24 protein-coding genes and 1 tRNA gene are annotated in these 26,872 nt (G+C 70.0%); 14 read left to right on the top strand and 11 right to left on the bottom strand.

Going from position 1 to position 26,872, the window contains the following annotated elements:
- Positions 1 to 146 precede the first annotated feature (146 nt).
- Positions 147 to 611 (bottom strand): GatB/YqeY domain-containing protein, encoded by a 465-nt coding sequence (locus tag ACIBCK_RS35575; RefSeq protein WP_399397036.1) that lies wholly within the window; start codon positions 609 to 611, stop codon positions 147 to 149.
- A gap of 75 nt (positions 612 to 686) precedes the next feature.
- Between ACIBCK_RS35575 and ACIBCK_RS35570 the strand changes: the two genes are divergently transcribed.
- Positions 687 to 1,664 carry a metallophosphoesterase gene (locus ACIBCK_RS35570; RefSeq protein ID WP_399397034.1) on the top strand — a complete coding sequence of 326 codons (978 nt, stop codon included), beginning with the start codon at positions 687 to 689 and terminating at the stop codon, positions 1,662 to 1,664.
- Between the two features lie 49 nt (positions 1,665 to 1,713).
- A tRNA-Pro gene (locus ACIBCK_RS35565) sits at positions 1,714 to 1,787 on the top strand.
- 73 nt (positions 1,788 to 1,860) lie between these two features.
- Here ACIBCK_RS35565 and ACIBCK_RS35560 read toward each other — a convergent pair.
- Entirely contained in the window at positions 1,861 to 3,063 is a 1,203-nt protein-coding gene (locus tag ACIBCK_RS35560; RefSeq protein ID WP_399397033.1) for a serine hydrolase domain-containing protein, read from the bottom strand.
- Positions 3,064 to 3,595: 532 nt separating this feature from the next.
- On the opposite strand from ACIBCK_RS35560, the gene ACIBCK_RS35555 reads away from it, so the two are divergent.
- From ACIBCK_RS35555 to ACIBCK_RS35540, 4 genes are all read left to right on the top strand, one after another.
- The gene (locus tag ACIBCK_RS35555; RefSeq protein WP_399397031.1) at positions 3,596 to 7,753 is read left to right on the top strand and encodes a hypothetical protein; all 4,158 of its coding nucleotides are present in this window, start codon (positions 3,596 to 3,598) and stop codon (positions 7,751 to 7,753) included.
- A 347-nt stretch (positions 7,754 to 8,100) separates the two neighbouring features.
- The gene (locus ACIBCK_RS35550; RefSeq protein WP_399397029.1) at positions 8,101 to 8,295 is read left to right on the top strand and encodes a UTRA domain-containing protein; all 195 of its coding nucleotides are present in this window, start codon (positions 8,101 to 8,103) and stop codon (positions 8,293 to 8,295) included.
- Between the two features lie 3 nt (positions 8,296 to 8,298).
- Positions 8,299 to 9,060, top strand: a complete 762-nt coding sequence (locus ACIBCK_RS35545) for a glycosyltransferase family 2 protein (RefSeq protein WP_399397027.1) — start codon at positions 8,299 to 8,301, stop codon at positions 9,058 to 9,060.
- 111 nt (positions 9,061 to 9,171) lie between these two features.
- A complete protein-coding gene (locus ACIBCK_RS35540) occupies positions 9,172 to 10,104 on the top strand; it encodes an FkbM family methyltransferase (protein ID WP_399397025.1) in 933 nt (310 codons plus the stop codon).
- 106 nt (positions 10,105 to 10,210) lie between these two features.
- Here ACIBCK_RS35540 and ACIBCK_RS35535 read toward each other — a convergent pair whose 3' ends face one another.
- Entirely contained in the window at positions 10,211 to 11,431 is a 1,221-nt protein-coding gene (locus ACIBCK_RS35535; RefSeq protein WP_399397023.1) for an amidohydrolase family protein, read from the bottom strand.
- A 187-nt stretch (positions 11,432 to 11,618) separates the two neighbouring features.
- Here ACIBCK_RS35535 and ACIBCK_RS35530 point away from each other — a divergent pair, with 187 nt between their 5' ends.
- The 5 genes from ACIBCK_RS35530 to ACIBCK_RS35510 all read left to right on the top strand — a co-directional run bounded on the left by ACIBCK_RS35530 (position 11,619) and on the right by ACIBCK_RS35510 (position 15,135).
- Complete coding sequence (locus ACIBCK_RS35530) at positions 11,619 to 12,068, top strand: DoxX family membrane protein (RefSeq protein ID WP_399397021.1); 450 nt, start codon at positions 11,619 to 11,621, stop codon at positions 12,066 to 12,068.
- A gap of 129 nt (positions 12,069 to 12,197) precedes the next feature.
- On the top strand, positions 12,198 to 12,743 hold the full coding sequence (locus ACIBCK_RS35525; protein WP_399397020.1) for a hypothetical protein: 546 nt from the start codon (positions 12,198 to 12,200) through the stop codon (positions 12,741 to 12,743).
- 96 nt (positions 12,744 to 12,839) lie between these two features.
- Positions 12,840 to 13,523, top strand: a complete 684-nt coding sequence (locus tag ACIBCK_RS35520; protein ID WP_399397018.1) for a TetR/AcrR family transcriptional regulator — start codon at positions 12,840 to 12,842, stop codon at positions 13,521 to 13,523.
- Entirely contained in the window at positions 13,523 to 14,407 is an 885-nt protein-coding gene (locus ACIBCK_RS35515; protein ID WP_399397017.1) for an alpha/beta fold hydrolase, read from the top strand. Before ACIBCK_RS35520 ends, ACIBCK_RS35515 begins: the two co-directional genes overlap by 1 nt.
- 134 nt (positions 14,408 to 14,541) lie before the next feature.
- Entirely contained in the window at positions 14,542 to 15,135 is a 594-nt protein-coding gene (locus ACIBCK_RS35510; protein ID WP_399397015.1) for a hypothetical protein, read from the top strand.
- Between the two features lie 7 nt (positions 15,136 to 15,142).
- On the opposite strand, the gene ACIBCK_RS35505 is transcribed toward ACIBCK_RS35510, so the two are convergent.
- A complete protein-coding gene (locus tag ACIBCK_RS35505) occupies positions 15,143 to 15,970 on the bottom strand; it encodes a class I SAM-dependent methyltransferase (RefSeq protein WP_399397013.1) in 828 nt (275 codons plus the stop codon).
- A 72-nt stretch (positions 15,971 to 16,042) separates the two neighbouring features.
- Between ACIBCK_RS35505 and ACIBCK_RS35500 the strand changes: the two genes are divergently transcribed.
- Complete coding sequence (locus tag ACIBCK_RS35500; protein ID WP_399397011.1) at positions 16,043 to 17,878, top strand: S9 family peptidase; 1,836 nt, start codon at positions 16,043 to 16,045, stop codon at positions 17,876 to 17,878.
- Between the two features lie 92 nt (positions 17,879 to 17,970).
- Positions 17,971 to 18,750, top strand: a complete 780-nt coding sequence (locus tag ACIBCK_RS35495; RefSeq protein ID WP_399397009.1) for an SURF1 family protein — start codon at positions 17,971 to 17,973, stop codon at positions 18,748 to 18,750.
- 80 nt (positions 18,751 to 18,830) lie between these two features.
- Here the strand turns inward: ACIBCK_RS35495 and ACIBCK_RS35490 are convergent, their stop codons facing one another.
- The 7 genes from ACIBCK_RS35490 to ACIBCK_RS35460 form a co-directional block, all read right to left on the bottom strand.
- Positions 18,831 to 20,054, bottom strand: a complete 1,224-nt coding sequence (locus ACIBCK_RS35490) for a hypothetical protein (protein ID WP_399397007.1) — start codon at positions 20,052 to 20,054, stop codon at positions 18,831 to 18,833.
- On the bottom strand, positions 20,051 to 20,710 hold the full coding sequence (locus ACIBCK_RS35485; RefSeq protein ID WP_160506274.1) for a SigE family RNA polymerase sigma factor: 660 nt from the start codon (positions 20,708 to 20,710) through the stop codon (positions 20,051 to 20,053). Before ACIBCK_RS35485 ends, ACIBCK_RS35490 begins: the two co-directional genes overlap by 4 nt.
- 373 nt (positions 20,711 to 21,083) lie before the next feature.
- Complete coding sequence (locus ACIBCK_RS35480; protein ID WP_399397006.1) at positions 21,084 to 22,148, bottom strand: aspartate-semialdehyde dehydrogenase; 1,065 nt, start codon at positions 22,146 to 22,148, stop codon at positions 21,084 to 21,086.
- Positions 22,145 to 23,416: an aspartate kinase gene (locus ACIBCK_RS35475; protein ID WP_399397004.1), complete on the bottom strand. Its 1,272-nt coding sequence runs from the start codon at positions 23,414 to 23,416 to the stop codon at positions 22,145 to 22,147. Before ACIBCK_RS35475 ends, ACIBCK_RS35480 begins: the two co-directional genes overlap by 4 nt.
- 273 nt (positions 23,417 to 23,689) lie before the next feature.
- Positions 23,690 to 24,457: a DUF5063 domain-containing protein gene (locus ACIBCK_RS35470; RefSeq protein WP_399397002.1), complete on the bottom strand. Its 768-nt coding sequence runs from the start codon at positions 24,455 to 24,457 to the stop codon at positions 23,690 to 23,692.
- Complete coding sequence (recR, locus tag ACIBCK_RS35465) at positions 24,450 to 25,049, bottom strand: recombination mediator RecR (RefSeq protein WP_367043882.1); 600 nt, start codon at positions 25,047 to 25,049, stop codon at positions 24,450 to 24,452. Before recR ends, ACIBCK_RS35470 begins: the two co-directional genes overlap by 8 nt.
- A gap of 133 nt (positions 25,050 to 25,182) precedes the next feature.
- Positions 25,183 to 25,524, bottom strand: a complete 342-nt coding sequence (locus ACIBCK_RS35460; protein ID WP_367043881.1) for a YbaB/EbfC family nucleoid-associated protein — start codon at positions 25,522 to 25,524, stop codon at positions 25,183 to 25,185.
- A gap of 351 nt (positions 25,525 to 25,875) precedes the next feature.
- Here ACIBCK_RS35460 and ACIBCK_RS35455 point away from each other — a divergent pair, with 351 nt between their 5' ends.
- On the top strand, positions 25,876 to 26,691 hold the full coding sequence (locus ACIBCK_RS35455) for an SLATT domain-containing protein (RefSeq protein ID WP_399396999.1): 816 nt from the start codon (positions 25,876 to 25,878) through the stop codon (positions 26,689 to 26,691).
- Positions 26,692 to 26,872 lie beyond the last annotated feature (181 nt).

Raw genomic sequence — 26,872 nt, 5'->3', positions numbered from 1 at the left:
TGGGCCGGTAGGCGGCTGGGCCGGTAGGGGCCCGGTCACTCCCTGTCTCCGGTACGTGAGTGGGGGGCGCCCCCTGATCATCAGGGGGCGCCCCCCACTCACGTACCTGCGTGTCCGGCTATCCGCCTACCCGCCTACCCGCCTGCTCAGCCCGCGAGCAGCTGCTTCACCACGGCCGCGACGCGGCCGCCCTCCGCGAGGCCGGCGACCTTCGGGTTCACGATCTTCATGACCTGGCCCATGGCACGCGGCCCCTCGGCACCGGCGGCCCTGGCCTCCTCGACGGCCTGGGCGACGATGGCCCGAAGCTCGTCGTCGGAGAGCTGCTTCGGCAGGTACTCGGCGAGGATCTCGCCCTCCGCCTTCTCCTTCTCGGCCTGCTCGGCGCGTCCGCCCTGGGCGAAGGCCTCAGCGGCTTCGCGGCGCTTCTTCGCCTCGCGCGCGATCACCTTCTGCACTTCATCGTCGGAGAGCTCGCGGGCCGTCTTGCCCGCGACCTCCTCCTTCGTGATGGCGGTGAGGGTCAGCCGGAGCGTCGAGGAGCGCAGCTCGTCACGCCCCCTGATCGCGGCGGTGAGGTCATCCTGAAGCTTCGACTTGAGCGTGGTCATGCCGTGATTGTCGCAGGTGCGTACGGCCCGACGCCCGCAGATTTACGGGGCCTTCGGGTCTGACACCATGGGTGGATGCGCGCGCGATACGCAGTACCTCTGGGAATCACGGCGACGGCCGCCGCCGGACTGGCCTACTCGGTGGGCTTCGAAGCCCGCTCCTTCCGACTGCGACGGGTCACGGTGCCCGTCCTTCCGCCGGGGATGCGGCCGCTCAGAGTCCTCCAGGTGTCGGACATCCACATGGTCTCCGGGCAACGCAAGAAGCAGCGCTGGCTGCGCTCGCTCGCGGGCCTGCGCCCCGACTTCGTGATCAACACCGGGGACAACCTCTCCGACCCCGAGGGCGTACCGGAGACGCTGGACGCGCTCGGCCCGCTGATGGAGTTCCCCGGGGCGTACGTCTTCGGCTCGAACGACTACTACGGTCCCAAGCTGCGCAACCCCGCCCTTTACCTCCTGGAAAAGGCGCAGGGCAAGCACGGCCTGAACGGCAACCCACCCGCCGTCGGCGTCATCCACAACCCGTGGGAGGACCTGCGCGACGGGTTCGACGCCGCGGGCTGGGTGAACCTGACGAACACGCGGGGCGCCCTGAAGATCGAGGGCTACGAGATCGGCCTCACCGGTGTGGACGACCCGCACATCAAGCGCGACCGGTACGCGCGCGTGGCGGGCGGTCCCGACGCGGGCGCCGACTTCTCGATGGGCATCGTGCACGCCCCGTACCTGCGCGCCCTTGACGCCTTCACGGCCGATGGCTACCCCTTGATCCTCGCGGGCCACACCCACGGCGGGCAGGTGTGCATCCCCTTCTACGGGGCGCTGGTCACCAACTGCGACCTGGACACGGAGCGCGTGAAGGGGCTGTCGAAGCACGAGGCGGATGGCCGCACGTCCTTCATGCACGTCTCCGCGGGCTGCGGCGCGAACCGCTACACCCCCATGCGCTTCGCGTGCCCCCCGGAGGTGACGCTGCTGACCCTGACGGCAGCATCCCCGGAGGCCACCGAAAACCGGATTTCGTCTCCGGCCGCCGGTCCGCTAAAGTAATCGATGTCGCCACGGCCAGCAGCAATGCGGGCAGGTGGAGCAACGACATCGGGGTGTAGCGCAGCTTGGCAGCGCGCTTCGTTCGGGACGAAGAGGTCGTGGGTTCAAATCCCGCCACCCCGACAGCTAAGCAGCAGGTCAGAGGGCCGGTACTGGATTCAGTACCGGCCCTCTGGCTTTGTGCGTGTTTCTTTGGCTACGGCGCCGTTGCTGAGCCGTCGTAGATGTTCTTGGGGGTGGCGACCGTTGTGATGGCGCGGGCCAGCAGTGTGGAGGGTTCCTGGCCCTGGGTGGTGATGTCTGTGTTCATCATGACGACCAGCGTGGCCTTCTGGGAGGGCAGGTAGACCGTCACCGTCTCGTAGCCCGGGATGGAGCCGTTGTGGCCGATCCAGCCGTTGGTCTTGAAGATGCCGAGACCGTAGGTGGTGCCGGGGATGCCGGTGGGGAGCGTCTTGAGGCGTTGCTTTTGGGTCTTCTCGCTGAGCAGTTGTCCGGTGGCCACGGATTTGGCCCAGTGACGCAGGTCGTGCAGGTTCGAGATCATCGCGCCGGCCGCCCAGCCCCAGCTGGGGTTCCAGTTCGTCGCGTCCGCGACCTCACCGTTCAGGGTCTGGTTGGTGTAGCCGCGCGGGTGCGGGTCGGGGAACTCGTTGCCCCGCGGGAACAGGGTGTGGCGCAGGTTCGCCGGGCGCAGTACGCGGTGGTGGATGACGTCGGCCAGGGGGCGGCCGGTCACCTTCTCGATCACCAGGCCCAGCAGGACGAGGTTGGTGTTGGAGTACTGGAACTTCTTGCCCGGGGCGGAGGTGTTGCGGTGCTTGAAGCCGTACGCGAGGGACTGGCGCGGGGTGAACGTGCGCTGCGGGTCGCTCAGGAGGTCGTGGATGAAGCCGGCGTCCTCGGTGTACGGGAACAGGCCGCTGCGCATCTCCGCGAGCTGGCGCAGCGTGATGTGGCGGCCGTTGGGCACGCCCTTGACGTAGGTGGAGATCGGCTCGTCCAGCTTGACCCGGCCTTCGTCCACGAGCTGGAGCAGCGCGGTGACGGTGAACGTCTTGGTCTCGCTGCCGATCCGGACGAAGGAGTCGGCGGCCATCGGCTTGCCGGTCCTGAGGTCGGCGACGCCCATGGACCGGACGTAGCAGCCCTTGCCCGGCATCCACAGGCCGACCACGGCCCCGGGGATGTCCGCCTTCTTTCCGACGTCGTTCATGGCCTTGTCGAGGCGGGACGTGAGCTTGCGTCCCAGGCTCTTGGGGCAGTCGCCCTTGTCGGGGTGAGCGGCGACGGGCCGCTGGTCCGCCGCGGCGGGTTGGGCCGTCGTCGGCGCCCACAAGGACGCGGCGAGCAGCGCGGCACAGAGGGCACGGCGGGAGGTGGAACGGGAACGTCTCATTCGGAGGCGCCTCTTCCGGGCAGGGGGGCGGACCTCACGAACATCACCACCTCTGCCCGCGCCAAGGGCCCGCCCACCCGGCCCCGCGTGAAGGAGTCCACTCGTTCGGAGCCACCGCACATCGATCACCCGGGCGACCCCGCCCCCGAATCCCGGGCGCACCACGTCGTTTCGGTGCCGGTCCCTCCCCTGTGGGGACCGGTACCGAACGACGCGGGCCGCATCGATCCGCGCCATGTCGGCGTATCAGCGCGGATCGAGGAAAGACGGATCCGTAGTCCGCGTGACAACGGTCCGGAGGTGATCGGCGAAAACCAGCCGTGGCCATGCGGCGTCGCGAGTCTCCTCAGCGGGTCACCCCGAGCCGATGACCTGCCCTGACGCTGCGCGGTTGGTTCGCTACCGGTTTTGGATCCTGCCAGTTAGGGCCACGGAGGGGGAGGTTCCGTCATCATCCGGAGCCCTTAACCGCAGGTCAGCCGTATAGGGTGAGTTTTCCGGACCGGATGCTCAGGCGCGGAGGAAGTAAGGGGTGGAGGCCTTGAGTCCCGACTCAGGGGCACGCACAGCCTTCGCGGAACGTCTCGCGCTGCTGTACAAGGAAGCCGGCAATCCTCCCCTCCAGCGCGTGGCCGAGGCAGTCGTACGGCATCAGCGGGTCGACGAACGTGGGCGGCCCGTGCGGGTGTCCGCCCAGCGCATCAGCGACTGGCGGCGGGCCAAGAACGTGCCCGCACAGTTTGCCGCCCTCTCGGCGGTGCTCCATGTGCTGATACCCGAAGCACGGCGCGAGCAGCCCACGCCCGTGTCCACCGGTCTTTACGACATGGCCCAGTGGCAGCTCCTGTGGGAGCGCGCGGTGGCCGACCCCGCCGGTGGCCGCGCCGCCTCTGCCACGGAGGACGAGGAACGGCTGCAGGGCGAGGCCGCGGCCGCCGTCCAGGGTGTCTGTCCTTACCGAGGCCTGGCTTCGTATCGGCAGCAGGACGCGCGGTGGTTCTTCGGGCGGGAGCGGAGTACCGCCGCCCTCGTCGCTCAGCTCCGCGCGGTGGAGAGGACCGGCGGCCTTGTCATGCTCGTCGGCGCTTCGGGGGCAGGGAAGTCATCTCTGCTGAACGCCGGCCTGGTGCCCACCTTGCAGAACGGCGCCCTGAGCGACGACGGCTCTCCCGCGGGCCCGGTGCTGCAGCTCGTGCCGGGCAGTGATCCCCTCGGCGAGCTGACCCGCCAGATACCCGAGCTCGCGCACGTCATCTCCGCCGACGGTGAGGGGCCCGGGGTGCCTGGGACGCTCGGGGTGCGTGGGGCGGCGCCTGGGGCTCCCGGGGCGCCGGAGGCACCCGCGTCACCCGCAACGCCCGCATCACCCGCCGCCGAAGGCCGTAGGACCCCGCAATTCGCCCACGCCGTGCGGGAGTCCGTCACGGCGTGGGCGCGACGCCAGGCCCCCTCCGCCGCCCACGATCACCCCTCCGCCGGCCGCCCCGTCATCATCGTGGACCAGTTCGAGGAGACGTTCACCCTCTCCTCCGACGACGCGAGCAAGCGCACCTTCATCCAGCTCCTCCAGGCCGCCTGCTCCCCCGGACCCGGGCCCGGCCCCGACGCCGGCCCCGACGGCGCCAGTGATCCCGCCGCCGCGCTCGTGGTCCTCGGCGTACGCGCCGACTTCTACGAGCAGTGCCTCCGGTTCCCCGAACTGGCCGACGCGCTGCAGCACCGGCACATGGTCCTCGGGCCGCTGACCACATCGGAGTTGCGCGAGGCCGTGACCAGCCCGGCCAAGGCCGTGGGTCTCGAACTCGAACCGGGGCTCGCCGAGCTGATCGTCCGGGAAGTGAGCACGGACGGGCCCCGCGGGGCGCACGACGCCGGAGTGCTGCCGCTCCTCTCCCATGCGCTGCTCGCCACCTGGCAGCGGCGGAAGACCGGCAGGCTCACGCTGGCCGGCTACCGCGCGGCGGGCGGAATCCAGGGCGCGGTCGCGGCGAGCGCCGAACGCGCCTGGTCCGACCTCGACCCGGCCGCACGCACGGCCGCGCGGCTGCTCCTCCTCAGGCTCGTCAGGCTCGGCGAGGACACCCAGGCCACACGCAGGCGGGGGGCGCGGCGCCAGTTGGCCGAGGAGTCGACGGACCCCGGCAAGACCGAGGAATCGCTCGAAGCCCTCGTACGGGCGCGCTTGGTGACGCTCGACTCGGACACCGTGGAGATCACCCATGAAGCGCTGCTCCACGCCTGGCCCCGGCTGCGCGACTGGATCGACGAGGACAGGAACGACAACCTGCTGCGGCAGCGCCTCGAGGAGGACGGCAGGACCTGGGAGGACTCCGACCGCGACACGTCACTCCTCTACCGGGGCTCCCGCCTCGAACAGGCCCGCGCCTGGCGGAAGACCGCCGGTGGCACGTTCCTGACCAAGGGCGCGGTGGAGTTCCTGGCTGCCTCGGCCAGACTCCGTAAGCGGACGGTCCTGATCACGCGGGGTGCGGTGGCCGCGCTGGTCGTTCTCGCCATGGTGGCCGTCGTCGCGGCCGTGGTCGCATGGCAGCAGCGGGACGACGCGGTGTTCGAGCAGGTGGTGGCCGAGGCTGACCGCGTCCAGGACACGGACCCCTCCCTGTCCGCCCAACTCGACCTGGTCGCACACAACCTGCGACCGGGCGACGAAGGCACGGAGAACCGGCTGCTCTCGATCGTGAACGCCCCGCTGGCCACCCCGCTCCTCGGCCACAAGGGCGCCGTCTACCTCACCTCGTTCAGCCCCAACGGACGGGTCCTCGCCACTGCCAGCTACGACCGGACCGTACGGCTGTGGGATGTGTCGGACCCGTCGCACGCCAAGCCGCTGGGCAAACCCCTCACCGGGCACAAGAGTTGGACGAGCAGCGCCGTCTTCAGTCCGGACGGCGACACACTCGCCACCGCTTCGGACGACGGCACGGTCCGGCTGTGGGACGTGCGGGACCCCGCTCACCCGCGCTCGTTGGGTTCGCCGCTGACCGGGCATGACGGCGCGATCTACCTGGTCGCCTTCAGTCCGGACGGGCGCACTCTGGCCTCCGCGAGCGACGACCACACCGTTCGGCTGTGGGACGTGGACGACCCGGGCGGGGCGAAGGCGCTCGGCACGCTGACCGGCCACACCGCCGCCGTGCGGTCCGTGGCCTTCAGCCCGGACGGCCGGACCGTGGCCGCCGGTGGTGACAACGGCACGGTCAGGATGTGGAACGTGGCCGATCCGCGCCGCCCCAAGCCCATCGACAAGGCACTGACCGGCCATGCGGGGACGGTGCACTCCGTGGCCTTCAGCCCTGATGGCCACACTCTGGCCACCGGCAGCAGCGACAACGCGATCCGGCTCTGGAAGGTGACAGAGCCGCGCCGTGCGAAGCTGCTGGGCGTGCCGCTCACCGGCCACACCGGCCCCGTGTGGTCCGTCGCCTTCAACTCCGCCGGGACGATGCTCGCGGCCGCGAGCGCGGACAGCACGGCGAGCCTGTGGAACGTCCGTGATCCGGCGCACCCCTCGCAGGTCGGTGAGCCCCTCGCGGGCAGCAGCGGGGAGATGTACGCGCTGGGCTTCAGCCCCGACGGAAGCATGCTCGCCACGGGCAGCGGTGACAACAAGGTCCGCCTGTGGTCGATACCGACGTCGGACATGATCGGCCGGATCGGAGCGTTCCGCCCCGATGGGAAGGTGCTCGCCACGGCCGGGCGTGACGAACGGGTCCGGCTGTGGAACGTGGAGCGTCCCAGTCGGCCCGTGGTACTGGGCAGACCCTTCAAGACCGCGGAAGGGGAGGTGCGTTCGCCGGTCTTCTCCCCCGACGGCAAGACCCTCGCGGTCCTGACGGGGAGCCGAGCGGTGCAGCTGTGGAACGTCGCCGACCCGGCTCACCCCGTCCCCCACGGGCCGCCCGTCGCCCTGCGCACACGGTTCGCGGCGGCGCTGGCCTTCAGTCCGGACGGGCGCACCCTGGCGTCCCCGCTCACCGACCGCACCATCCAGCTGTGGGACGTCAGCGACCCGTCGCGTCTCCGTCGGCTCGGCGAGCCCCTCACGGGCCACGAGGGTTACGTCAACTCCCTCGTCTTCAGCAAGGACGGCCGGACTCTCGCCAGTGGCAGCGCGGACGGCACCATCCGGCTCTGGAAGGTCTCCGACCCGCGTCACGCCGCCCGGCTCGGCAGGCCTCTCAAGGGGCACCTCGGCCCCATCAACGAGCTCGCCTACAGCCCGGACAGCGACACGTTGGCCAGTGGCAGCGACGACGGGTCGGTCCGGCTCTGGGACATCAACGACCCCGCTGAGGCGACCCGGTTGGGCTCGCCCCTCACGGGCCACACCGACGCGGTGGTGTCCCTGACGTTCAGCGCGGACGGCCGCACGGTGGCGAGCGGCGGCAACGACAACACCGTGCGGCTCTGGGACGCCTCCGACCCCTCCAGCGCCTCCCCCATCGGGCAGTCGATGAGCCCCAACGCCAAGACCGGCAGCTTCCTGTTGTTCAGCCCCAAGGGAGAGATGCTCGGAGTTTCGAGCGGCACGGATACGGTCCGGCTCTGGAACTTGGACATCGACAAGGCGATTCGCCGCATCTGCTCGACCACTCGGGGCGTCCTTACGCACGAAAAGTGGCAGGAGTATCTGCCCCGCCTCTCGTACGAGCCGCCCTGCGAGGAGTAGCGGTCGCCTGCACTCCCCTATGGATGACGTTGCGTGATTCCGATCACAACTCCACATCTGGACGGAGTAGTTGACTCCCCTTACGGGATCGGCCTTGTTACGGTTGGCCACAGCCCGATCGCTGGTGCATCCCCCGTCGCCAGCGATCGGGCGTTTTCATGCTCCCGTCGGGCGCCGGCTGCCATTAGTCCCTTTTCATTGGAGCGGGGCTCGCATAACGCGGTCCGCATTCCTTGAATCTTCAGCTTGTACGCGGGCCTCTACGCGGGGCGCTCACACGCCGAGGCGATTGCGGACGACGTAAGACCTCCTGAAGAGTCATAGGCTGACCTCCGTCCGGCAGGAGGGTGTGCACCAGTGGCCAAGGCCTACGAGAAGATGCACGGCCGCGGGACCAGTTGGGGCTGCCTCCCGGGACTGCCGTACTCGTCACACGTAAATCCTTGTACGACACGGACAACCGCCTCGTCGAGATGTCCCGCGCCACCCTGCCCGGAGACCGCACGCGAATGCTCTTCACGACTCACCTGGAAAGGTGGTGAGCCGTGAGCCGGCGCATCATCATCGTCACGGCCGTCCACGCACCGTCGGCGCATTTCCTCGCTGACGCGTACAAGTCCCTGTGCGCGCAGGAGTTGCCGGCAGGCTGGCAGTGGCGCTGGCTGATCCAGGAGGACGGGACGACCGACCAGGTCGCGCCGCACGTCCCCGACGACGAGCGGGTCACGTTCAAGCAAGGGCGCCCGGGAGGCCCCGGGGTCGCGCGGACCATGGCCTTGGCGAGTGCGGACGGCGAGTACGTGAAGGTCCTGGACGCGGACGACCAGCTCGCGCCCGGCGCGCTCGCCCGCGACCTCGCGGCTCTCGAAGCTGACCGAAGCATCGGCTGGGCGACGTCACGCGTGCTCGATCTGCTCCCCGACGGGTCCACCGAAGGTTTCCCCGGCGACCCCGGGCACGGGCTGGTCGAGCGCCGGGAAGTGCTCGACTACTGGGCCGGTCACGGTTATCGGCTGCCGATCCATCCGGCCACGCTCTTCGTCCGCCACGAGCTGCTCGTGGCCCTGGGGGGTTGGATGGCTCTGCCGGCGTCGGAGGACACGGGGCTGCTGCTCGCCCTGAACGCGACCTCGCGCGGCTGGTTCTCCGCCGATGTGGGCTTGCTCTACCGCAAGTGGGAGGGGCAGGTGACGGGGCAGGCGGCGCACGTCGACACGGCGGAGCGCGATGCGCGGATGGCGGTCGTCGAGGCCAGGGCGCGAGCGCTTGAGCACTTCCAGTGGCGTTATCCCCTCGGCTCTGGCTGACCGGGGCTTCGTAACGGGGCTTCGCAGTAGGGCCTCATAGTGGGGCCGCGCGTGGCCGGTAGCATCCTGCCGATCTTGCCCCGGCCGCGGCGGACTCGTACGGTCACGGCTATGCCTCCCGCCATCCCCCGCCGCGCGTCGGAGCTGCTGGCCACCCTCGGTCGCGGCTACGTGCGCAACGCTCCCGGTTCGCTGCTCAAGGGCCCGCTCTCGGCCCGGTACCTCAACCCGTACCTGCGCGACCACCCGCGGCAGCGTGTGGTCGAGGCGCGGTTCGACGCCCGCTTCGCCTGTGACTCCCGCGACCTCATCCAGCGGTTCATCAGCCTCTACGGCGTGTGGGAGCCCCACATGACACGGTGGCTGCAGGGTCGCCTCGGCGCCGGAGACACCTTCGTCGACGTGGGAGCCAACGTCGGCTACTTCGCCGTCCTGGGCTCGCGCCTCGTCGGCAGCACCGGCCGGGTGGTCGCGATCGAGGCATCGCCCACGTTCCACGACCGCGTGCTGCAGCACATCGGTCTCAACGACTGTGCCAACGTCCGCGCCGTCAACGCGGCGGTCTCCGACAGCCACAAGACGCTGACCTTCGTGCTCGCCAGCTCGAACAACATGGGCGCCAACTCGATCGTCCCGTACGACGGTCCGGCCGAGTCCAGCTTCGAGATGGCGGCCCGGCCCCTGCCCGAGATCCTGAACGAGGACGAACTCAGCAGGGCCCGTGTGATCAAGATCGATGTGGAGGGCGCGGAAGGCGGCGTCATCCGCGGCCTGGCCCCCGCCCTGGGAGAGCTTCGCCCGGATGTGGAGATCGCCGTGGAGGTCACCCCGGACCGCATGTCCCAACTGGGCGACTGCATCGATGAGTTGATGGAGACCATGGCCCGGCACGGCTTCCACACCTACCGGCTGCCCACCGACTACCGGCCCGAGAACTACCCGCACGCGATCCGTCACCCGGAGCCGCCGGTGCGGTGGCGCGGCCCCATCGTGGGCGAGAGCGAGCTGGTCTTCTCCCGCGTGGACGCCGAGACGCTGCGCTGACCCTGTTCACTCTCAGCCCCCGCTCTCCCGCCTCCCGCTTCCCGCCTCCCGCCCGGTGGTGGAGCCGGATCCTCCCGGCCCACCACGAGTGGACCCTCTCCGAGGTTCAGAGGGCCCGGTCGAACGGCAGGTCCAGCATCCGGATCGCGTTCCCGCGCAGCAGCTTGTACGCCACCTCCTCGGGGAGATGGCCGACGTGGTCCTCGGCCACCGCCTTCGTGTGCGGCCACGTCGAGTCGACGTGCGGGTAATCGGTCTCGAAGGTGGCGTTGTTGACGCCCACGGTCTCGATCGAGGCGACGCCGTGCTTGTCCCGGAAGAAGCAGCAGAAGATCTGCCGGTAGTAGTACGTCGACGGAGGCTCCGGGATCAGGTCCTTGACCCCGCCCCAGGCGCGGTGCTCCTCCCAGACGTCGTCGGCGCGCTCCAGGGCGTACGGGATCCAGCCCATCTGGCCCTCGCTGTAGGCGAGTTTGAGGCGGGGGAACTTCACCAGGACTCCGGAGAAGAGGAAGTCCATCATCGAGGCCATCGCGTTGTTGAAGCTCAGGGAGGCCTGAACGGCCGGGGGCGCGTCGGGAGAAGCCGCCGGCATCTGTGACGACGAGCCGATGTGCATGTTCACGACCGTGCCGGTCTCCTCGCACGCCGCGAAGAACGGGTCCCAGTAGCCGGAGTGGATCGAGGGCAGCCCGAGGTACGTCGGGATCTCGCTGAACGTCACGGCCCGCACGCCGCGGGCGGCGTTGCGCTTGATCTCGGCGACGGCGAGATCCACGTCCCAGAGCGGGATGAGGCACAGCGGGATCAGCCGTCCGCCGCTGTCACCGCACCACTCCTCCACCATCCAGTCGTTGTACGCCCGGACGCAGGCGAGGCCGACCTCCTTGTCCTTGGCCTCGGAGAAAGTCTGGCCGCAGAAGCGGGGGAACGTCGGGAAGCAGAGGGACGCCTCGACGTGGTTGATGTCCATGTCCTTCAGGCGGGCCGCCGGGTCCCAGCAGCCGCGGCGCATCTGCTCGCGCGTGATGCCGTCGAGCGTCATCTCGTCCCGCGAGAAGCCGACGGCGGCGATGATGCGCTTGTACGGGAAGATCTCTCCCTCGTACTCCCACCAGTCGGTGACCTGCCCTTCCGGGTCCGTCGTGAACTTGTACTTGCCGCCGATGTACTCCAGTTCGCCGATACCCGCCGTGAAGGGTTTCGGGCCCCGGTCGCGGTACTTGCTCGGGAGCCACTTCTCGAAGAGGTGCGCGGGTTCGATCACGTGGTCGTCCACGCTGATGACGCGGGGGAGCTCCTTGGCCCCGACCTCGTTGTTGTCCACTGCTGTGCCCCCTACTACCTGCCGGTTTCCCATACACGCATCTGACGGACCATCAGATTGAGGTTATGGGCTCGCACCGATGACGGCAACAGTCCGCTTGAAACTCGACCCCTTGCGCGATCGGGCGCGATCCGCTGAACTGACGCTCCGTCAGGTTGGGGCAGGGCAGGCTGAAGGAGGACGCTCGATGCAGACGATGTGGCTCAGCGGGGCCGAGTGGCTGGCCGTGCTCCGGATCGGGCTCGGCCTGTGGTGGCTGGAGAGCTGGCGTCACAAGGACAAGAAGACGTGGTTCACCGGAGGGGGCATCGGCTGGGCTGTGGGCATCGCCGAGAAGCACCGCTGGCAGTTCGTCCGGTCCGGCTTCGACCTGACGGTGAAGCCCCGGCCCCGGCTCATGGCCTACATCGTGGCCTACGCGGAGCTGGCGCTCGGGCTCGGCCTCATCTTCGGCTTCCTCACGCCGATCGCGCTGATCGGCGGCCTCGTACTCAACCTGATCTATTTCGTGCTGATGATTCACGACTGGGCCGAGCAGGGTCAGAACCTGATGATGGCGCTCATCTCAGTCGTTGTCCTCTTCGCCATGGGCTGGCAAGTCTGGTCGCTGGACGATGTGTTGGGGCTTTTCCAGTAGACCAGAACCAGGACAGTGGTTGGGCGGGGGAAATTGCCCTGTTCGTGCATGGCCCTGGTCTGTTGTGCGGCAACGTGCCACCCTGCCCGGCACATCCGCTGTGCGCACGAAGAGCCGCAGGAGGTGCCGGTGAACGAGCACGAGCACGGCCACGTAGAGCGGGAGCCGCTGGCCGCGTCCCTCAAAGCGCTGCACGCCACCCGGGCCGAGAGTGCGGCCGCGCGGGCGGCAGCTCTCAGCCGCTACGTCGAGCAGCATGCCTCCCAGGACCAGGCGGACGCCGTCTGGAAGGCGGCTCACGCAGCCCGCGTGGCGGCGCAGGCCCTCGCCGTACTCTCCGAGAGCGAGCCTGATCCCGCGGCGGATTCACGTTGCGCCCGTAACGCGGCTTCGTCCGCGGCGCAGGCTTCCCAGATGGCACAACTCGTAGACGGGGCAGTTGCGTTTGCCGCTGCGGCCTGCAAGGCCGCCCTGAAAGCCTCGCTGGCCGCCGGAACAGCGTCCGGGGCGAAGGCCCTGGGCGCCGACGAGGGCCTGAACTCCGAGGCCGACATGGCGGAGAGGGCCGCCGTCACCGCGGCCGAGGACGCGGGGTGGATCCGGCCCGGCGAGGAGGTGCCCGGTGTGGCGACCGGCGTGCGGAGTCCTGAAGTGATGGCCATGATGCATCTCTGACGGCGGCCAACGATTGCCCCGGTTTCCCCGGTTGCCCCGTACTTAGAGACGCCGCTAGATTTATAGCCCTCTCTAAGTTCGGGGAAGGCGTGCGTCATGCAGGCAAGCGAACCGGGTGAACCAAGCGAACCAAGCGAATCAGGCGAATCAGGCAGCGGCGGACTGCGTCAGCGCCGCAAGGCCTTGCGGCGGGCACGGATTCTGGAGGCTGCTCGTGAACTCCTGCGTGACCGGCCGGATTCGGTGGTCAGCACCGAGCGGATCGCCGAGCGGGCGGACGTCGCTCCTGCCACCGTCTACAACCTGATCGGGCCGCGCGACAAGATCTGGGAGGCGCTCGCCGACGGGTTCATGGACGAGCTGGAGCGCCGTCTGATGGCGCCAGATCTGATGGCGCTCGACGGCTGCGGTCCGCGGGAGGTCGTCGAGGCGACCGTCCAGCTGTTCGTGAGCGACCCAGTCGTCTCGCGTCGCATGGTGCGTGAGTGGGCGGAGAGCGGCCTCGTGTTCGGCCGCAGCGCGCTCACCCCGCTCCGCCGGGCGATGGCGGACGCGCAGGCACAAGGCCTGCTGCGCGGTGACATCGACACCGACGCGTTGGCCGCCGTGGTGGGCGCCTCGTGCATGGGCGCGCTCCATCAGTGGGTCGCCGCCCTGATCGACGACGACCGGTTCCTCGCACGTTCCCTGTACGCGCTCGACGTCGCTCTCGCCGCCGCGGCTGCCGACGCCTCCCGAGAGCAGTTGCTCGCACCGCTGCGAACCGGTGGTGCGGTGTGATGGCCGGCGCGCAGCCGCGGACCCGGAGTTTCGTGGGCGGCGGCGGAACCCTCCTCGCGGCGGACGTGTGGGGCGAGGCCTCGTCGCCGCCCCTTGTCCTCCTGCACGGCGGCGGCCAGACGCGGCATGCCTGGAGCCGCACCGGGCCCCGCCTGGCCGCCCTGGGGTGGCAGGTCATCGCCCCGGACCTGCGGGGGCACGGCGCCAGTCAATGGTCAGCCGATGGCGACTACGACCTCGGCCTGTTCGCCCAGGACGTCCGGGCCCTGGCCAGTGAACTCGGCCGCCCGCCCGTACTCATCGGAGCCTCGCTAGGAGGCCTGAGCTCGCTGCTCGCCGCAGGCGAGGCGCCCAGGGCCGCGATCCGTGCCCTGGTCCTCGTCGACATCGCCCATCGTCCCGACCCCCGGGGGTTTCACCGGATCGTCGAGTTCATGCGCCGCCGGCCGGACGGTTTCGCGAGCCTCGCGGAAGCGGGCGCCGCGGTCTCCGCCCATCTGCCGCACCGCCCCCGCCCGGAAGCCCCCGAGGGGATACGGAACAACCTGCGGCGCCACGGCGACCGCTGGGTCTGGCACTGGGATCCCCGGCTCCTGGACAGCTTCGAGGGACGGATGGATCCCCCCGGCATGGCGGAGCGCCTCCTCGACGCCGCGCGCGACACCGAAGCCCCGATTCTGCTCGTACGCGGCGGGATGAGCGACGTGGTGCGCGAGGACGTCGCCGAGCAGTTCTGCGAACGGGTGCCCCACGCGCGGCGCGTCGACGTGGCCGACGCGGGACACATGGTGGTGGGCGACAGGAACGAGCACTTCATCGAAGCCGTCCTCCCGTTTCTGGAAGAGGTCGAGCCTTCGAGGGGCCAGGACTGCGGGCGTTCGTGACGTAGGAGGGCCGTGACTTCGGGCGGTCGTGACACGCCCCGTTCCGCTCTCCGTTCCGTGGTGTCACCATGCGGAGTCCATGGGTGTCGAGGGGAGTCGAGGGGAGTCCTCGACGGGGGCGGGCGGAGGAACGAATGGCAGAGGTGTTCTTGCGAAGGCTGAGCCGGTGGCAGGCGGAGCAGCAGCGCGAAGCGATCGCCGACGTCTACGTCGAGGCCTACGAAGGAGACGCGGGCGCCGAGTACCGGGACCGGCAGGGGTTCCTGCGCCTCTTCGAGAGCACCGTGCAGCGGCCCGACTTCGACATGGTCGTCGCCGACGCCGGAGGTCTGGTCGGCTGTCTCTACGGCTACCGCGCGGCGCGTACCGGCGACTGGTGGGAGGGGTTCCGCGGCGTCCTGCCCCCGGAGGTGGAGGAACGCACGGCATCGGGGCGGGTGTTCGTCCTGGCCGAGCTGATGGTGGTGCCCGCCTACCGTCGCCAGGGCGTCTCGGAGCGCCTGCGCACGCTGCTGCTCGTGCGGCACGCCGCCGATCTGGTCGTCGCGGTCATCAAACGGGACGACGACCTGGGGCGTGAGGTCCTGCGCTCGTGGGGCTGGACCAAGCTCGGTGAGTTCGATCCGGTCGGCCCGGGATCGTCGGCACCGTCCCGCCGGGGAGAGCGCGAGGCGGCGCTGCCCGACGGGCTGGTGTGGGAGGGGTGGATGCGGCCGACGGCGATGTGAGGCGTGCTCAGCGTGGCCTGCTTGCCCGCAGGGAGTACATGAGGGGGATGCGGGGGCGGTTCACCGGGAACCGGTAGACCCCGTCGCGGGATTCGAGGGCGCCGAAGCGTTCGAAGAGCGTGGTGTCGTGTTCGTGGAGGAAGTCGATCCGCAGGCCGGCCGCCGCCAGGGCCGAGACGACCTCGCCCACCGGGTGCTGCCACTCCACGGTGCGGTTGTGGACCGTGGGGGTGGTCGTGTCCGCGTAGCCGCCGGGGGCGTCTTCGATCCAGGCGTCGCGGGCGAAGTAGTCGTGCTCGATCCGTGACCCCGTCGCGTCGTCCAGGATGTCCGCGAGCGGATGGAACTCCGAGAGGTAGAGGAAGCCGCCGGGCGCCACGAGCGCGGCGGCCGTCTCGGCCCACCGCTGGATGTCGGGGAGCCAGCACAGGGCGCCCACTCCGGTGTAGACGATGTCGTACGAGGAGTCCGGCACCGCACTCGCGGCGTCGTACACGTCGGCGGCCACGAAGGACGCCTGGTCGGCGCTGAGGCCGAGCTCGGCTGCGAGGTCGCGCGCCGCTTCCACGGCGGGCTCGGAGAAGTCGAGGCCGACCACGCGGGAGGCCCCGTGCCGGGCCCAGGAGAGGGTGTCGAGGCCGATGTGGCACTGGAGGTGGAGCAGCGAGCGCCCGGTGACGTCACCGACCTCGGCGAGCTCGAAGGGGCGCAGCGGGTCCTTGCCCGAGCGGAAGGCTTCGAGGTCGTAATAGTCGCTGGCGAGGTGGAGGGGGACTCGTTCGTCCCAGCGTTTTCGGTTGGCCTCGCGCCAGTCGGATGGGGTCGGTGAGTACATGTCCAGAAAGTTATCCACAGGCTGGGGACCCTCGCCAGCGGATTGTCGGCGTGGGCGTGCACTATGGGGTCCATGAGCGACTTGGGTGCGGGTGCAGTGGAGACGACCGGCGATGCGGGCGGGGCCGCGGAGATGCCGGACTGGGAGAAGCGGTTCCGTGCGCCGCGGGTGTCCCTCCCCGACTGGGCGGAGGACGCCCCCGACCGTTCGTTGTTCGTGTCGAACGCGACGGGGACGTACGAGCTGTACGCATGGGACCGCGCGACCGGCGAGCAGCGCCAGGTGACGGACCGGCCGAACGGCACGACGGACGGCCTGGTCTCGCCGGACGGCGAGTGGATCTGGTGGTTCAACGACACGGACGGCGACGAATTCGGTGTGTGGATGCGCCAGCCCTTCAAGGGCGGCGCCGCGGACGAGCCCGCGGTGCCGGGCCTTGAGCCGTCGTATCCCGCGGGCCTCGTCCTCGCGCGGGACGGACGCATGTCCGTCATCGGCCGCTCGACGGACGACGAGGGCTCCACGATCCATGTCGTACGGGCCCCGGGCGCGGACCCCGTCGAGATCTACCGCCACCGCGAGTCCGCGGGCGTCGGCGACCTCTCCCACGACGGCACACTGATCGCCGTCGAGCACACGGAGCACGGCGACGCGATGCACTCCACCCTCCGCGTGGTCGAGCCGGACGGTTCCACGGTCGCCGAGCTCGACGACACCAAGGGCGGCACGGTCGAGCTCGGCCTTGAGGTCCTCGGCTTCGCGCCGGTCGACGGGGACGCGCGGCTGCTCGTCGGGCATCAGCGGCGGGGCCGCTGGGAGCCGATGGTGTGGGACGTCGCGTCCGGCGAGGAGACGGACCTGGCGCTCGACCTGCCGGGTGACGTGAGCGCCGAGTGGTATCCCGACGGCTCGGCCCTGCTCATCGCGCACAGCTTCGAGGCCCGCAGCGAGCTGTTCCGGTACGACTTCGCGTCGCGTGAGCTGATCGAGGTCGAGACACCCAAGGGCTCGGTGTCGGGGGCGACGGCGCGGCCGGACGGCAGCGTGGAGTACCTGTGGTCGTCGGCCGCCGAGCCGCCGGTGGTGCGCTCGACGTCGGGTGGTGTGGTCCTCGACCCGCCCGGCATGAAGGCCCCGGCGTCCGTGCCGGTGGAGGACGTGTGGGTGGAGGGTCCCGGCGGCCGGGTGCACGCCCTCGTGCAGAAGCCCGCCGACGCGACCGGCCCCCTCCCCACGGTCTTCGAGATCCACGGCGGCCCGACGTGGCACGACAGCGACGCGTTCGCCGCGGGCCCGGCAGCCTGGGTGGACCACGGGTACGCGGTGGTGCGCGTGAACTACCGCGGCTCGACAGGGTACGGCCGGGAGTGGACGGACGCCCTCAAGCACCGGGTCGGCCTGATCGAGCTGGAGGACATCGCCGCGGTGCGGGAGTGGGCCGTGACGTCCGGCCTCGCGGACCCGGACCGCATCGTCCTGGCCGGCGGCTCCTGGGGCGGGTATCTCACGCTCCTCGGCGTCGGCACCCAGCCCGACGCCTGGGCGGTGGGCCTGGCCGCGGTCCCCGTCGCCGACTACGTGACGGCGTACCACGACGAGATGGAGGCCCTGAAGTCCATGGACCGCACGCTCCTCGGGGGTACGCCGGAGGAGGTCCCGGAGCGCTTCGAGGCCTCGTCCCCGCTGACGTACGTGGACGCGGTGAAGGCCCCGGTCTACATCTCCGCGGGCGTGAACGACCCGCGCTGCCCGATCCGCCAGGTCGAGAACTACGTGGACCGGCTCAAGGCCCGGGAAGCGGTGCACGAGGTGTACCGGTACGACGCGGGGCACGGCTCGCTCGTCGTGGACGAGCGGATCAAGCAGGTGCGGTTGGAACTGGACTTCGCCGAACGCCACCTCCGCTAGCCGGGGCCCGGCCGCGGGGAGGCAGGCCGCGGGGGCGGTGGCTTCGCCAACCCCGCGGCCTGCCTCCAGGGGACGCCCCGTACCGTGGGGGTGTGTACCGGTTCCTGCTGACGCCCCGCTGGTGGGGGATCAACGTCTTCGTACTGCTGGCCATCCCCTTCTGCATCTTCATGGGGTCATGGCAGCTGGGGCGTTTCGAGGACCGCGTCGAGGCGCATGACGCCGCACAGGAGCAGGCGGACCGGCAGGCATCGCCCGCCAGCTCCCAGGAGGAGCCCCGGCCGCTGGACTCGATGCTCCCCGTGGACAAGGAGACGTCCGGGGAGCAGGTGTCGGCCACCGGGCGGTACGGCAGGCAACTGCTGGTGCCCGGCCGGGAGTTGGACGACAAGTCCGGTTACTACGTGCTCACGCTGCTGCACACCGGCAGCGGCAAGGACCTGCCGGTCGTCCGCGGCTGGCTCCCCGGGAAGGCGAGTGCGGCGAAGGCTCCTGCGGCGCCGTCCGGCGAGGTGACCGTGACGGGCGCGCTCCAGGCCTCCGAGAGCCCTGGTTCGAACGGGGTCAGCTCGGCCGGCGGGCTGCCGACCGGGCAGCTCGGCGCCATCAGCGCGGCCTCGCTGGTGAACGTGGTCCGGGGCGATGTGTACGACGCCTGGGTCACGCTGGCCAAGGGTGACTCCGGGATGAAGGCGGTCCCGGCGTCCGAGCCGGCCAACTCCGGGCTCGACCTCAAGGCGTTCCAGAACCTCGGCTACACCGGGGAGTGGTTCGTCTTCGCGGGGTTCGTCGTCTTCATGTGGTTCCGGCTGTTCCGGCGGGAGCGGGAGTTCGCGCGGGACACTCAGCTGGGGCTACTGCCCGAGGGATAGCCCTCGCGACCTCTCACCCTCTGTGAACGCCGGACGGGCTGGACATTCCAGCCCGTCCCGGGGGTCAGCCGCGCGTCGCCTCACGACGCCGACAGCATCCCCGTGTGGTAGACCGTCCCCGCGCACGCGTTGGTGATCGTCGCGCCCGCCGCGGGCGAACCCTCGGTGGCCGTCAGGGACACCGTCACACCGCCGTCAAGGACGCCGCCCTCCTCGCGCACCATCTGCGGCTCCGTGCCGCCCGGCGCGCCGCTGTCCGCGCCGCCGCCCTCCGTGGGGGACGGGTCGGGCGAAGGCTCACCGCTGTCCGTCGGGCACGCCTCCGAAGGCACCCAGGCGAACTTCACCTCGTACGCCGCGCCCGGCTGGAGGACCAGCGAGCTGACCGCCTGTGCCGGGTCCGGAAGGCCCGTCGCCGCGTCGCCCGCCACGTGGCCGGTGACGGCGATCCTCGTGGGGTCGGCCGCCCCCGTCGTCGCCGTGCTCACGCTGCCCGGGGCGCTGACCGTACAGCTGCTGCCGGAGACGTTGGCGATGCGGAAGCTGCCATACACCTTGCCGTCGGCCTCGGGCGCGCCCGCGCTACCGCTCGCGCTGCCGAGCTGGTCCACCGCGCAGGCGGGCGAGCCGGCGGATTCCGTGCCCGCCGGGTCGGGACCACCGGTCGCGCCGCCGCTGGCCTCACCCTTCCCCTTGCCGTCCTTCTTGCCCTTCTTGTCTTTCTTGTCCTTGGACTTGGAGGGGCCGGAGTCGCTGTCCTTGCCCTTCTCCCCACCGTCAGGACCCTTGCCGCCCTGGCTCGAACCGCCCTGCGTCTGCTCGCTGTTGCCCGCTATCGACGGCCGGTCGTCCGAGCCCCCGGCGGAGTTCGTGACGTGCACCAGAGCGGGGATGGCGGTGCCGATGAAGAGCGCGGCGGCCGCCATGCCGACCACGGCCTGGCGCTTGCGCTGGCGGCGCGCCGGCACCGCGTGCCGCAGACGCTCCAGAGCGCGGTCTCCCGGCTCGATCTCCTGGACGGCCGAACGCATCATCCTGCGCAGCGCCAGCTCGTCGGAGCCGTCCTCACCACCGAAGACGGAACCCGGCGCCTCACCGCTCGGACGCTCCGCCGCGGGCGGCTCGTCGGGTTCGGCCGCGGTGGGCTCAGCAGGCTCCGCCGCGGCGGGCTCGTCGGGCTCGGGTGCGGTGGGCTCGGGTGCGGTGGGCTCGTCGCCCTGGCCGTGATTCACAGTTCCGTCCCCAGCGTGCTGCTCAAACTCGGCGCTCTCGTCATGCTCGCGCCCGTACTCGTGCTTGCTCATGCCGGTGCCTCCATGGCGACCCGCAGAGCCGCGATCCCGCGCGAGCCGTACGCCTTCACCGACCCGAGCGATATGCCCAGGGTCTCGGCGACCTGCGCCTCGGTCATGTCCGCGAAGTACCGCAGGACCAGAACCTCTCGCTGGCGGCGCTGGAGGCCACGCATCGCCTTGATCAGCTCGTCACGCTCAAGGAGGTCGTACGCCCCCTCCTCGGCGCTCGCCATGTCGGGCATCGGCTTCGAGAGCAGCTTCAGCCCGAGGATGCGGCGGCGCAGCGCGGAACGCGAGAGGTTCACGACCGTCTGCCGCAGATAGGCGAGTGTCTTCTCCGGGTCCCGCACGCGTTTGCGCGCCGAGTGCACCCGGATGAACGCCTCCTGCACGACGTCCTCGCAAGAGGCCGTGTCATCGAGAAGCAGCGCCGCCAGACCGAGGAGCGACCTGTAGTGGGCGCGGTAGGTCTCGGTCAGGTGGTCGACTGTGGTGCCCGCGCTCATCGCCTCCTCAGCGCCCTCGCGCTGCGTCGGGATGCGGGCCGACCTCGTGGTGGGCATGGGGGCGATCACCGGCATGCCGGCGGGCGCACGGGGACGGCGAGGCGGGCGCAGGGCCGCGCCCCTCGCCTGAACCGCTGTGAAATCGAGAACCTCTGCCACGCCTGTTGGACACGCCTACCCCCTTGAGGGTTGTACGCATCGCGCGGCGCGTTTGCGGCGGGCATCGTCGCCAGTGGTGACGATGCATCAAATGCCCCCATGCGTACCAGCTCTTCCCCTATGCCCAGTTTTCGCAGCGCTCAGGTCACGCCCCCTGGAGGGCGATCGCAAAGACGCGCCCCGCCCTGCTGCCGGTTGCAGTGGACGGGGACGAATATTGCGAATCTTCGAACGCGGCAATGGTCCAGATCAAGCGATTCTGGCCACCAAGTTGGACACAGAACTTACACAGACCCTTCAAAGACTTCCGCCTCGGGGAGCCTTCGGGGCTCGTTCTGCCCGCCCGCATGCACCTTTCTGCGGGTTTTTGTACCTACTGCTGACGCCCGGTGAGCTCCCCGGCCACCAGCTCCGCGATCTGGGCCGTGTTCAGGGCGGCCCCCTTGCGGAGGTTGTCCCCGCACACGAAGAGCTCAAGAGCCGTCGGATCGTCCAGGGCGCGCCGCACCCGGCCGACCCACGTGGGATCGGTCCCCACCACGTCGGCCGGGGTCGGGAACTCACCCGCGGCCGGGTTGTCGAACAGCACGACACCCGGAGCGGTGGCCAGGATCTCGCGCGCGCGGTCCACCGTGACCTCGTCCTCGAAGCGCGCGTGCACGGTCAGGGAGTGGGTGGTCACCACCGGCACACGTACGCAGGTCACCGCGACCTTCAGGTCGGGCAGGCCGAGGATCTTGCGGGACTCGTCCCGCACCTTCATCTCCTCGGACGACCAGCCGTCGTCCCGCAGCGTCCCGGCCCACGGCACGACGTTCAGCGCCACGGGCTCCGGGAAGGGACCGGTGTCGTCGCCGACAGCGCGTCGTACGTCACCGGGGCTCGTGCCGAGATCCGAACCGGCCACCAGCTTCAGCTGGCGGCGCAGAGTCTCCACGCCGTCCCGACCGGCGCCGCTCACGGCCTGATACGAGGAGACGATCAGCTCGCGCAGACCGAACTCGGCATGCAGCGCGCCGATGGCCACGATCATCGAGAGGGTCGTGCAGTTCGGGTTGGCGACGATGCCGCGCGGGCGTACGCGCGCGGCGTGCGGATTGACCTCGGGGACGACCAGCGGCACGTCCGGGTCCATCCGGAAGGCGGCGGAGTTGTCGACCACCACGACGCCCTTGGACGCGGCGATGGGCGCCCACTGCGCGCTGACCTCGTCGGGAACGTCGAACATCGCCACGTCGACGCCGTCGAAGGCGTCCTCGCTCAGCGCGACGACCTCGACCTCCTCACCGCGCACGGCCAGCTTCTTGCCGGCCGAGCGCGGTGAGGCGACGAGTCGGATCTCGCCCCAGATGTCGGCGTGCTGCGACAGAATCTGGAGCATGACCGCGCCGACGGCCCCGGTCGCTCCGACGACCGCGAGCGTCGGCTTTCCGGTCATCGCCCGGTGCCTCCATAGACCACGGCCTCGTCCGTGTCGGAGTCGAGGCCGAAGGCGGTGTGCACGGCGCGCACGGACTCGTTCGCGTCATCGGCGCGGGTCACGACCGAGATGCGGATCTCGGAGGTCGAGATCAGCTCGATGTTCACGCCCGCGTCGCTGAGCGCCTCGAAGAAGGCGGCGGTGACGCCGGGGTTCGTCTTCATGCCCGCGCCGACCAGGGAGATCTTGGCGATCTGGTCGTCGTAGCGCAGGGAGTCGAAGCCGATGGCCGAGCGCGTCTTCTCCAGCGCGTCGATGGCCTTGCGGCCCTCGGCCTTGGGCAGCGTGAACGAGATGTCCGTGAGTCCGGTCGAAGCGGCCGAGACGTTCTGGACGATCATGTCGATGTTGACCCCGGAGTCCGCGATGGCGCGGAAGATCGAGGCGGCCTCGCCCGGCTTGTCCGGCACGCCGACGACCGTGATCTTGGCCTCCGAGGTGTCGTGCGCGACACCGGAGATGATGGCCTGCTCCACCTTGCGGTCCCCTTGCGGTTCGTTGCTGACCCACGTGCCCTGAAGCCCACTGAAGGACGAGCGCACGTGAATCGGGATGTTGTAACGGCGGGCGTACTCCACACAGCGGTGGAGCAGCACCTTGGACCCGGAGCTCGCGAGCTCCAGCATGTCCTCGAACGAGATCCAGTCGATCTTCTGGGCCTTCTTCACCACACGGGGGTCGGCGGTGAAAACGCCGTCCACGTCCGTGTAGATCTCGCAGACCTCCGCGTCGAGCGCGGCCGCGAGGGCGACAGCGGTCGTGTCGGATCCACCACGGCCGAGCGTGGTGATGTTCTTGCCCTCCTGGCTGACGCCCTGGAACCCGGCGACGATGGCGATGTTGCCCTCGTCGACCGACGTCCTGATCCGCCCGGGGGTGACATCGATGATCCGCGCCTTGTTGTGGACGGAGTCGGTGATGACACCGGCCTGGCTGCCCGTGAACGACTGGGCCGCGTGACCCAGGTTTTTGATCGCCATGGCAAGCAGCGCCATGGAGATCCGCTCCCCGGCGGTCAGCAGCATGTCGAATTCACGCCCGGCAGGAATCGGGGATACCTGCCCTGCAAGATCGATCAACTCATCCGTCGTGTCACCCATGGCCGACACCACGACAACGACCTGATGGCCGTTCTTCTTGGCGTCGACAACCCTCTTGGCGACCCGCTTGATGCCCTCGGCATCGGCTACGGAGGAGCCTCCGTACTTCTGCACGACAAGGCTCACGTGCGCTCCTCGCTCAGTCCGTCTTCACCGCACTGCTGCGGTCGGCTCAGTCTAACGAGCGGCCGAAATTCGCCTCACGAATATCACATGGTGAGATGTCCCGCCCACTACGTGATCAACGTCGGCATACGCTCCCGCTGCTCGGGGCGTACGTTCCGACCGCTCGGCTTGGCACATGCCCAGCGGGGAGTCGGACACTCCGGAAAGTGGGGCGGGTCACAACCGCATGTCACAGCCGCGGGGTCACAGCCGCAAGGTTCACGGCCTCCGAGGTCACTGCACGGAGCGCAGGCCCAGGGGCCCGGCGATCTCCTCCGCCATCACCCTGCCCGCGGCCTCCGCGAGCGCGTCCTCGGCGAGGTCCTCGTCCGTGTCCAGGCCGTTGAGGTCCTCGAGAGGCTGGTTCAGGCGGACGTGGGCCACCAGGGACTGGAGGGCGCGGAGGGTGGCCGAGGCCGTGGAGCCCCAGTTGGAGAAGTACGAGAACTGCCACCACCACAGGGCCTCGGTCGTGCGGCCCGCGCGGTAGTGGGCCAGGCCGTGGGAGAGGTCCGCGACCACGTCGGCGAGGTCGTCCGAGATGCGGGCCGCCACCGGGGCCTTGCGGGGCTCGTACGGGTCGAAGACCTCGGAGTAGACGTCGATCGGCTCCAGCATGGCGGCGAGGCGTTCACGCAGGTCGTCGACGTCGCGCTCCGGGCCGAGGTCCGGCTCGTAGCGCTCCTCGGGGAGGATGTCCTCGTGCGCGCCCAGGCGGCCGCCGGCCAGGAGGAGTTGGGAGACCTCCAGGAGGAGGAAGGGGACGGCCGAGTCGGGCTCGTCGCCCTTCGCGACCTCCGTCACCGCGACGATGAAGCTCTCGATCTGGTCCGAGATCTGCACCGCGAAGGAGTCCGGGTCCTGGACGGCCGTGTGCAGGAGAACCGTCGCCTCGGGGGCGATGATCGGCTCGGGGGTGAAGATCGGCTCCGGGGTGACGGTCATCTCCGGGTCGAGCTTCGCTTCCGGCTGCGTGGACTTCTCTTGCTGCTTCTTAGACATCTAGGAGTCGTCTCCCCTCGAAGGCGCGGCCCAGGGTGACCTCGTCCGCGTATTCCAGATCTCCCCCGACAGGGAGCCCGCTGGCCAGGCGGGTGACCTTCAGGCCCATGGGCTTGATCATGCGCGCGAGGTACGTCGCCGTCGCCTCGCCCTCCAGGTTCGGGTCCGTGGCCAGGATCAGCTCGGTGACCGTGCCGTCCGCCAGGCGCGCGAGGAGTTCCCGTATGCGCAGGTCGTCCGGGCCGACCCCTTCGATCGGGCTGATCGCTCCGCCCAGAACGTGGTACTTCCCCCGGAACTCGCGCGTACGCTCGATCGCCACGACATCCTTCGGCTCCTCGACCACGCAGATGACGCTGAGGTCGCGGCGCGGGTCGCGGCAGATGTTGCAGAGCTCTTCCTGCGCGACGTTCCCGCAGGTCGCGCAGAAGCGGACCTTGTCCTTCACCTCGAGGAGGGAGTGCGCGAGGCGCCGCACGTCCGTCGGCTCCGCCTGCAGGATGTGGAAGGCGATCCGCTGCGCGCTCTTGGGACCGACGCCGGGCAGCCTGCCCAACTCGTCGATGAGGTCCTGAACCACGCCTTCGTACACGGGGTGCCTTGCCCTTTCCTGTTCTCGCTCCCGGCCTCGGTCGCTGTCACGTTCACGATCCCTGTCACGGTCTCGATGTCGCTCCGGCCGAGTGTCACGCGTTGGTACGTACGGTAGTTGGCCCGTGGCCCTCTTAGAAGGGAAGGCCCGGGATGCCTCCGCCGCCCAGGCCCTGCGCGAGCGGGCCCAGCTTCTCCTGCTGGAGCGCCTGCGCGTTCTCGTTCGCCGCCTGGACCGCCGCGACCACCAGGTCCGCGAGGGTCTCGGTGTCCTCCGGGTCGACCGCCTTGGGGTCGATCACCAGGCCGCGCAGCTCACCGGATCCGGTGACCGTCGCCTTGACGAGGCCGCCGCCCGCCTGACCTTCGACCTCGGTGCGCGCGAGCTCCTCCTGCGCGGTCGCGAGGTCCTGCTGCATCTTCTGGGCCTGCTGGAGCAGCTGCTGCATGTTGGGCTGGCCACCACCGGGGATCACGATCAGCTCCTGTCTCGGTAGGTCGTCGGTTTTTCCACCTTCAATGAGCCTACGTGGTTGAGGGTGGCCTCGCCCCAGCACTCTTTCGAGTGAGATCGGCCGTCTTCCTATACCTGATCAAGCAGCTCTTCCGGGCGGAAATACCGTGAAAAGGGGCTCATGGCCACCCATTGGGCGGTAGGACTGGGGCTGCGCATGAGCAGATGACATCAGCCGCGTCAGCATCATCAGCACCAGCTGTCACAGCGCGCGCACCGTACGGAATCGCCGCGGGGGAGAGTGCCGCAGGAGCCGTGCCGCAGGAAGTGCCGCAGGAACAGTTCAGGGATCTCGTAGAGGTAGGAGTGCCGGGTGAGCCAGCCGGAGATGCAGCCCGAGGGGGTGCCCCATGAGGAGCAGGGGGCCGGGGCGGGTGCGCAGCAGGGCGTTCCCGGTGGTGATCCTGGTGGTGGTCCCGGTGGTGGCCCTGGTGGGGGTCCTGGTGGTGGGGGCGGGTCTCGGCTCGGGGATCTGACGGGGCGGGCCTTTCCCCTCGGCGACTGGGGTGAGCCGGCGCAGCGGCTCGACGAGTTGTACCGGTGGGTGGAGCGGGGCGCGCTCAACACCGCGGAGTGGTACTTGTCCGACCGGGCGTGGAAACGGCGCGGGGCGCGGGTCTCGCGGGCGGGGGCGGCGGTGGGGGTCGTGGGCGCGGGGGTGTTTCCGCTGCTCGATCTGGCGGGGGCGGTGGGGGGCGTCGCGAACTGGGGGTTCGTCTCGCTGCTCGCGGGGGCGGCGTGCGTGGCGTGCGATCGCTTCTTCGGCCTCACGTCCGGGTGGATGCGGGACGTGGCGACCGCGCAGGCCGTGCAGCGACGGTTGCAGGTGCTGCAGTTCGACTGGGCGTCGGAGAGTGTGCGGGAGGTTCTCGGGCCCACCGAGGGGACTGCCAGTGAGGCTGCCGATCGGTGTCTTGGGGTGCTTCGGCGGTTCTCGGAGGATGTGACGGAGCTTGTGCGGGCCGAGACCGCGGACTGGATGGTGGAGTTTCGGTCGGGGCCGGCGCCGTTGGCCATGCAGGCCATGGTCCCGGCCTCCCGCGGGGAGGCGGCTGTCCCCGTCCGCGCCGCGTTGCCGCCTGGGGCGCGCCCGAACATGCCCCGCCAGCGGCCGCCGGAGCCGCGGTGAGGGGGGTGGGGGGCGCCGGGGGGGACCCTGCGGGGCTCTCCCCAATCCCACCCCTTCCCGAAACTGGGGCTCCGCCCCAGACCCCGCTCCTCAAACGCCGGAGGGGCTGAAAAATCACCCCCGGCTGCCGGGTGCCGGGTGGGTGGGTGGGAAAGGGGCGGGCCAGCCGGGCGGGGCTGGG

It is taken from the genome of Streptomyces sp. NPDC051218 (assembly GCF_044455475.1).
Taxonomy (GTDB): domain Bacteria; phylum Actinomycetota; class Actinomycetes; order Streptomycetales; family Streptomycetaceae; genus Streptomyces.
The sequence above is the reverse complement of the archived record's forward strand: the minus strand, read 5'-3'. Positions and strand labels throughout refer to the sequence as shown.

Excerpts from the sequence above, each read along its gene's own strand:
- ACIBCK_RS35560 (WP_399397033.1), bottom strand. The coding sequence starts at position 3,063 with ATGAGACGTTCCCGTTCCACCTCCCGCCGTGCCCTCTGTGCCGCGCTG.
- ACIBCK_RS35490 (WP_399397007.1), bottom strand. The coding sequence starts at position 20,054 with ATGAGCAAGCACGAGTACGGGCGCGAGCATGACGAGAGCGCCGAGTTT.
- ACIBCK_RS35505 (WP_399397013.1), bottom strand. The coding sequence starts at position 15,970 with ATGTACTCACCGACCCCATCCGACTGGCGCGAGGCCAACCGAAAACGC.
- ACIBCK_RS35470 (WP_399397002.1), bottom strand. The coding sequence starts at position 24,457 with ATGTCTAAGAAGCAGCAAGAGAAGTCCACGCAGCCGGAAGCGAAGCTC.
- ACIBCK_RS35520 (WP_399397018.1), top strand. The coding sequence starts at position 12,840 with ATGCAGGCAAGCGAACCGGGTGAACCAAGCGAACCAAGCGAATCAGGC.
- ACIBCK_RS35540 (WP_399397025.1), top strand. The coding sequence starts at position 9,172 with ATGCCTCCCGCCATCCCCCGCCGCGCGTCGGAGCTGCTGGCCACCCTC.
- ACIBCK_RS35510 (WP_399397015.1), top strand. The coding sequence starts at position 14,542 with ATGGCAGAGGTGTTCTTGCGAAGGCTGAGCCGGTGGCAGGCGGAGCAG.
- ACIBCK_RS35515 (WP_399397017.1), top strand. The coding sequence starts at position 13,523 with ATGGCCGGCGCGCAGCCGCGGACCCGGAGTTTCGTGGGCGGCGGCGGA.
- ACIBCK_RS35500 (WP_399397011.1), top strand. The coding sequence starts at position 16,043 with ATGAGCGACTTGGGTGCGGGTGCAGTGGAGACGACCGGCGATGCGGGC.
- ACIBCK_RS35530 (WP_399397021.1), top strand. The coding sequence starts at position 11,619 with ATGCAGACGATGTGGCTCAGCGGGGCCGAGTGGCTGGCCGTGCTCCGG.
- ACIBCK_RS35575 (WP_399397036.1), bottom strand. The coding sequence starts at position 611 with ATGACCACGCTCAAGTCGAAGCTTCAGGATGACCTCACCGCCGCGATC.
- ACIBCK_RS35480 (WP_399397006.1), bottom strand. The coding sequence starts at position 22,148 with ATGACCGGAAAGCCGACGCTCGCGGTCGTCGGAGCGACCGGGGCCGTC.
- ACIBCK_RS35570 (WP_399397034.1), top strand. The coding sequence starts at position 687 with ATGCGCGCGCGATACGCAGTACCTCTGGGAATCACGGCGACGGCCGCC.